The sequence below is a fragment of the Pseudomonas sp. CGJS7 genome (assembly GCF_036961695.1).
This window is the reverse complement of sequence record NZ_JBAMDI010000244.1, coordinates 1-6,425: the sequence shown is the minus strand read 5'-3', so window position 1 is coordinate 6,425 and position 6,425 is coordinate 1. Positions and strand designations below refer to the sequence as shown.

Here is a 6,425-nt window from a genome sequence, read left to right as displayed (position 1 = left end):
CGAGGTTGCGACTCAGGCCGTACCCACCGCCAGCGCCGCCGGCGCGGGTCGATCCGCTTTAACCCGCCGCGCCTTCAGCCCGAACAACGGCCGCAGCACCGCCACCCGCCGGATGATTTCGTGCAACACGAAACACCCGGCCACCGTCCCCAGCAGCACGATCGCCGGCTCGGCCACCGGCCCGAACTTCAGCGGCAGGATCCAGTACGCGATCAGCACGATCAGGCTCTGGTGCAGCACGTACCAGGGATACACCGCCTCGGTCGCCCACGGCAGCCAGCGGAACGGGCGGTTCAGCAGCCGATGCGACCAGCCCAGGATCGCGCACAGCGCGGCCCAGATGTACAAGCTGCGCGCGGTCCAGATGGCGTACTGGACGCCGTCGGACACCTCCTCGGGCAGCAGCGTGATCATCGCCAGATAGAAGCCGAACAGGCCCAGCGCCAGGGCCAGCGTGCGCCGGCGCAGGCGCACCAGTTCCTGCCACAGGCCGCTGTCGTTGCCGAGCCAGTAGCCGTACAAGAACACGGTGAAATAGATCGCGTGGCGATGCCAGTCGTGGATCAGGTCGCCGGTGTCCTTGAAGTGCGGCTGCAACAGGATCGAGGCGACCGCCAACGGCAGCGCGGGCAGGGCGATCAAGGCCCAGCCGCGCAGCGAGGCCAGCGCGCCGTGCAGGCGCCGTCCCCAGGCGTTGCGGAACAACGGCAGCAGGGCCGCGAACACCAGCGTGTAGACCCACAGGTAAGCCAGGTACCACAAGTGGTTCCAGGTGAAGCCGTATTCCCAACCGTCGAACGCGCCCTGCGGCCACGGCTGGAAACGGTAGTAGCGCAGCAGAAAGTCGACGAACCCCGGTTCGACCAGGCCGTTGGCCACGCCCTGGGCATAGGGCTGGATCGGCACGATCACCAGGCAGCCGAAGGTCAGCGGCAGCAGCAGGCGCCAGCTGCGTTGGGCGACGAACCGCCCCAGCGAACTGCCGCGCAGCAGGAAATGCACCGACAGGCCCGAGATCAGGAAGATCAGGTCCATGCGCCAGCGGTTCATGAACAGCATCGGCAACTGCAAGGTCTCCGACAGATGCGGGCTTTTCAGGTGCCAGCCCCAGTCGGCGACGTACAGCATGGCGCAGTGGTAGAGGATCAACAGGGCGAAGGCGATGGCGCGCAGGGCGTCGATGTCGTAGCGGCGTTGCATGGCGGGTCCGCGGCGGGAAGGTGGGCAAAGCCTGTGGCCGCGGGCAGTTGGCCGATAGCGCGGGGTGACCGGATGCGGCCCGGCGGGGACGAAATGCGGCCCCCAGGGACGAGCGGGGGACGACCGGTTGCCGCCCCCGCCGCCGCGCAGGCGAGAATGCCGGCATGACCGACGATGTTTCCGCGGCCCGCGCCGCCGACCCGCACGCCGCCGTCGCCACGGCCGCTCCGCCGACCGCCTGGGACCGCTACCAACCCTGGCGCCGCCCGGTCGAAGTGGCGGCCTGGGTGCTGCTGTTCGCCGCCAACGCGATCTTCGGCACCCTGACCACGGTGATCGACATCCACCGCCACGGCCTGGACATCCCCGACTGGGCGCCGGCGGTGTGGGAGATCAGCAGCTGCGCGGTCGCGCTGGCGCTGGTGCCGGCGCTGGTGTGGTACACGCGCAAGATCCCGTTCCATCTGGATACCTGGCGGCGGGCGCTGGCCTGGCACCTGGCCGGCAGCGTGGTCTGGTCGCTGCTGCACGTGGCCGGCATGGTCGCGCTGCGCAAGCTGGTCTACGCCGGGCTGGGCGAGAGCTACGACTTCGGTCCGTGGGGCATCAACCTGGTCTACGAGTATTTGAAGGACGTGCGCTCCTACGCCTACATGGTGCTGTGGCTGGAGGCCTACCGCCTGCTGATGCGGCGCTGGCAGGGCGAGGCCAGCGTGCTGGCCGCGCCCGACGACGTGCCCGAGCCGGCCGTGGCCGAGCGCCCGGAGCGGTTCCTGGTGCGCAAGCTGGGCAAGGAGTTCCTGGTCGCCGCCAGCGAAGTGGAATGGCTGCAAGCCTCCTCCAACTACGTGAACCTGCACGTACGCGGCCGCGACTACCCGCTGCGCACCACCATGGCCGCGATCGAGACCCAACTCGACCCCGGCCGTTTCGTGCGGGTGCACCGCAGCTACATGGTCAACCTGGATTGCGTGGGCGAGATCGAACCGCTGGAAAGCGGCGACGCGCGCATCACCATGCACGACGGCAGCAAGATCCCGTGCAGCCGGCGCTATCGCGGCGCGTTGCGGCAGGAGCGGCGGGCGGCCTGATCGCCTGGCTCCCGCATGGCCTGCCTGTAGGAGCGGCGCGAGCCGCGACCAACCGAAGCAACGCATTACCACGCTCCTTTCCGAAGCGATAAAGGCCGAGCGCTAGAATCCGAAGCGAAAAAGGCCGAGCGCTCGAACCACGCAAACCTCGGTCAAAGCGCTTGCGTCATTCGCTTCGGTTGATCGCGGCTCGCGCCGCTCCTACAGGGGGCGGTCGCGGCAATGCGGCGTCTGGATCAATCGCGCTTTCCGGCGGGTCGCTTGAGCGCCTCGGGCGGCAGCAGCTCGGCGATTTCCTTGGCGAACTGCTCGACCATCTGCGCCGAATAGCCGCGATGGACCTTGGCGACCACGCCGCGCTGATCGATCACGAACAGGTTCGGCACGGTCTTGACCGCGTAGTAGCGGGCCGCGGTACCCGGGTCGTGGATGTAGGTCAGGTCGAGTTTGGGGTTGAGCCGCACGAATTGTTCGAAATCGCGCTTGGGCTCGTTGAGATTGATCGCGATCACTTGCAGATGCTCGCGGCCGACGCCGGTCTGCAGCGCCGACAGCAGCGGCAGCTCGCGCAGACACGGCGCGCACCAACTGGCCCAGAAACTCACCACCACCAGCTTGCCGCGATGGTCGCTGACCTTGACCGGTTTTCCGGCGCGATCCAGCCCGAGAAAATCCGGCGGCGTTTCGCCAGGTTTGGGCGCGGCGATGGCGGCGCTGGCCGCAGGTTTGGCTTCCGCGCTCGGCGGATTCTCGGCGATGACCTGCGCCGAAACCGCCGGCGCGCACAGCCAGCCGGCCAGGCTCAACACGCTTGCGGCGCCAAGCCCGCGCCGATTGCCTTTCGCTTGCATGCAGACCGCTGCCCGAGCCGATGAACCCGGCCAGCGTAGCAGGCCGGTCATTTCTCGACGAAGGCGCGCTCGAAGACGTACTGGCCCGGCGTGCCGATGCGCGGCGCGGCGGTGAAGCCGCGGCGATCGAGGATCTCGCGGAAATCGGCCAGCATCTGCGGGCTGCCGCAGATCATCGCGCGGTCGTGTTCGGCGTCGAGCGGCTCGATCCCGAGTTGTTCCATCATCCGGCCGCTGTCCATCATCTCGGTCAGGCGGCCGCGCTGATCGCGGCCGTCGAAGACGAAGTCCGCGCGGCTCACCGCCGGGTAGTACTTGAGCTTGGCCGAGATCTGCTCGCCGAGGAATTCGTGCTGCGGCAGCTCGTTGACGATGTAGTCGCGGTAGGCCAGATCCTGCTCGCTGCGCACGCCGTGGCAGAGCACGACCTTGTCGAAGCGCTCATAGGTTTCCGGATCCTTGATCACCGACAGCCACGGCGCGAAGCCGGTGCCGGTGCCCAGCAGATACAGATTGCGGCCCTGGTGCAGATCGTGGATCAGCAAGGTGCCGGTGGGCTTGCGCCCGATCAGCACGCTGTCGCCGGGCTGGATCGATTTGAGCCTGGAGGTCAACGGGCCGTTAGGCACCTTGATGCTGAAGAACTCCAGTTGCTCTTCCCAGTTCGCGCTGGCGATGGAATACGCGCGCAGCAACGGCTTGGACACGCCGGCTTCGTTGGGAACCTGCAGTCCGATCATCACGAACTGACCGTTCTCGAAACGGAATCCGTCGTCGCGGGTGGTGGTGAAGCTGAAGTAATCGTCGGTCCAGTGACGGACGTCCAGCACCGTCTCGGTGCCAAAAGCGGAGGACATGCCAGGGTTTCGGGTGGAGCGGGGGCGCCATTGTACCCGATGGATGAGAGCCATTCTTATCTTGAGCCCGGGATTGGAGGTTCGGCATCCGAACCAGTCCAGTTCTCCACACACCCAGCCGAAGGATTCCCCCCTTTGAAAAAGGGGGGCAGGGGGGATTCGCTCTTGCTCCAACCCCCAAATCCCAACCCTGTCAACGGGTTCCCCCTTCACGCCCGCATTGCGACAATCGCCCGTCCCCCGTAGTCCGGGGCTACCCGATTGGAAACGATGCAAGACAAGAACACGCAGTCCGCGCAGATCGCCAACAAGATCGCCCAACTCATCGCCACCGAGATCGGCGCCCAGACCGCCCAGGCCCACGCCGCCATCGGTCTGCTCGACGAAGGCGCCACGGTCCCCTTCATCGCCCGCTACCGCAAGGAAGTCACCGGCGGGCTCGACGATATCCAGTTGCGCGATCTGGAATCGCGCCTGCGCTATCTGCGCGAGCTCGAAGACCGCCGCATCGCCGTGCTCGACAGCATCGCCGAGCAGGGCAAGCTGACCGACGAACTGCGCGCCGACATCGAGGCCGCCGACAGCAAGTCGCGCCTGGAAGATCTGTACCTGCCGTACAAGCCCAAGCGCCGCACCAAGGCGCAGATCGCGCGCGAAGCCGGCCTGGAACCGCTGGCCGACGGCCTGCTCGCCGATCCGACCCTCAAGCCGGAAGAATTCGCCGCCGGCTTCGTCAGCGAAGAAAAGCAGGTCGCCGACGTCAAGGCCGCGCTCGACGGCGCCCGCGCCATCTTGATGGAGCGTTGGGGCGAAGACGCCAAGCTGGTCGGCGAACTGCGCACCTGGCTCACCGAGGTCGGGGTGATCCGCGCCCGCGTCGCCGAAGGCAAGGAGAACGAAGGCGCCAAGTACCGCGACTACTTCGACCACTGCGAATCCCTGGCCAAGATTCCCTCGCACCGCCTGCTCGCGCTGTTCCGCGCGCGCCGCGAGGAAATCCTGTTCCTGGATCTGGACCCGGGCAGCGACGCCGATTCCGGCCACGCCTACGGCGAAGGCCGCGTCGCCCTCAACGCCGGCATCGCCGACCAAGGCCGTCCGGCCGATCGCTGGCTGCTCGACGCCTGCCGCCTGACCTGGCGGGCCAAGCTGCATCTGCACCTGTTGCTGGATCTGTTCGGCCAGGCGCGCGAAAAAGCCGAGGCCGAGGCGATCGACGTGTTCGGCGACAACCTCAAGGATTTGCTGCTGGCCGCGCCGGCCGGCCCGCGCGCGGTGCTGGGGCTCGACCCGGGCCTGCGCACCGGCGTCAAGGTCGCGGTGGTCGACGCCACCGGCAAGTTCGTCGCCCACGACACCATCTACCCGCACGAGCCGCGCAAGCAGTGGGACCAGTCGCTGCACGCCCTGCGCGCGCTGTGCATCAAGCACGGGGTGGAGCTGATCGCGATCGGCAACGGCACCGCCTCGCGCGAGACCGACAAGCTGGCCGGCGATCTGATCAAGCTGATGCCGGAAGCCAAACTGACCAAGGCCGTGGTCAGCGAAGCCGGCGCGTCGGTGTATTCGGCGTCGGAGTTCGCCTCGAAGGAATTCCCGGATCTGGACGTGAGCATCCGCGGCGCGGTGTCGATCGCGCGGCGCTTGCAGGACCCGCTGGCCGAACTGGTCAAGATCGAGCCCAAGGCGATCGGCGTGGGCCAGTACCAGCACGATGTCGACCAATACCGTCTGGCGCGCGCGCTCGACGCGCGGGTGGAAGACTGCGTGAACGCGGTCGGCGTGTACGTCAACACCGCCTCGGCCGCGTTGCTGGCGCGGGTGTCGGGCCTGTCGAGCACGGTCGCGGAAAACATCGTCCGCCACCGCGACGAAAACGGCCCGTTCGTCTCGCGCAAGGCTTTGTTGAAGGTGCCGCGTCTGGGCGAGAAGACCTTCGAGCAGTGCGCCGGTTTCTTGCGCATCGTCGACGGCGATGAGCCGCTGGACGCATCGGCGGTGCACCCGGAGGCGTATCCGGTGGTCGAGCGCATCGTCAAACAGTGCGGGCGCGAAGTGAAGAGCCTGCTGAGCGATCCGCAGTTCGTGCGCGGGCTCAAGCCCGAGGCCTACACCGACGAAAAATTCGGCGTGCCGACGGTGCGCGACATCCTCAAGGAAATGGAAAAACCGGGCCGCGATCCGCGCCCCGAGTTCAAGGCGGCGAAGTTCGCCGACGGCGTGGAAGAGCTCAAGGATCTGCAGGTCGGCATGATCCTGGAAGGCGTGATCAGCAACGTCGCCGCGTTCGGCGCGTTCGTCGACATCGGCGTGCACCAGGACGGCTTGATCCATATCTCGGCCTTGTCGGACAAGTACGTCAAGGATCCGCGCGAAGTGGTCAAGGCCGGCGACGTGGTCAAGGTGCGGGTGCTGGAAGTCGACAT

General features: G+C 67.1%; 5 protein-coding genes. 2 read left to right on the top strand and 3 right to left on the bottom strand.

Features of this window, described 5'->3' with window-relative positions:
- Positions 1–12: 12 nt before the first annotated feature.
- Positions 13–1,200 (bottom strand): acyltransferase family protein, encoded by a 1,188-nt coding sequence (locus V7787_RS51975; protein ID WP_336095323.1) that lies wholly within the window; start codon positions 1,198–1,200, stop codon positions 13–15.
- A gap of 164 nt (positions 1,201–1,364) precedes the next feature.
- Between V7787_RS51975 and V7787_RS51970 the strand changes: the two genes are divergently transcribed.
- Positions 1,365–2,291, top strand: a complete 927-nt coding sequence (locus V7787_RS51970) for a LytTR family DNA-binding domain-containing protein (RefSeq protein ID WP_336095322.1) — start codon at positions 1,365–1,367, stop codon at positions 2,289–2,291.
- A gap of 236 nt (positions 2,292–2,527) precedes the next feature.
- Here V7787_RS51970 and V7787_RS51965 read toward each other — a convergent pair whose 3' ends face one another.
- Both V7787_RS51965 and V7787_RS51960 read right to left on the bottom strand, forming a co-directional pair.
- Positions 2,528–3,142 (bottom strand): TlpA family protein disulfide reductase, encoded by a 615-nt coding sequence (locus V7787_RS51965; protein WP_336095321.1) that lies wholly within the window; start codon positions 3,140–3,142, stop codon positions 2,528–2,530.
- Between the two features lie 47 nt (positions 3,143–3,189).
- Positions 3,190–3,999: a ferredoxin--NADP reductase gene (locus V7787_RS51960; RefSeq protein ID WP_336095320.1), complete on the bottom strand. Its 810-nt coding sequence runs from the start codon at positions 3,997–3,999 to the stop codon at positions 3,190–3,192.
- A 270-nt stretch (positions 4,000–4,269) separates the two neighbouring features.
- Here V7787_RS51960 and V7787_RS51955 point away from each other — a divergent pair.
- Positions 4,270–6,425 (top strand): Tex family protein (locus V7787_RS51955; RefSeq protein WP_336095319.1); only part of this gene is annotated, 2,156 nt, incomplete at its 3' end.

Excerpts from the sequence above, each read along its gene's own strand:
- V7787_RS51965 (WP_336095321.1), bottom strand. The coding sequence starts at position 3,142 with ATGCAAGCGAAAGGCAATCGGCGCGGGCTTGGCGCCGCAAGCGTGTTG.
- V7787_RS51975 (WP_336095323.1), bottom strand. The coding sequence starts at position 1,200 with ATGCAACGCCGCTACGACATCGACGCCCTGCGCGCCATCGCCTTCGCC.
- V7787_RS51970 (WP_336095322.1), top strand. The coding sequence starts at position 1,365 with ATGACCGACGATGTTTCCGCGGCCCGCGCCGCCGACCCGCACGCCGCC.
- V7787_RS51960 (WP_336095320.1), bottom strand. The coding sequence starts at position 3,999 with ATGTCCTCCGCTTTTGGCACCGAGACGGTGCTGGACGTCCGTCACTGG.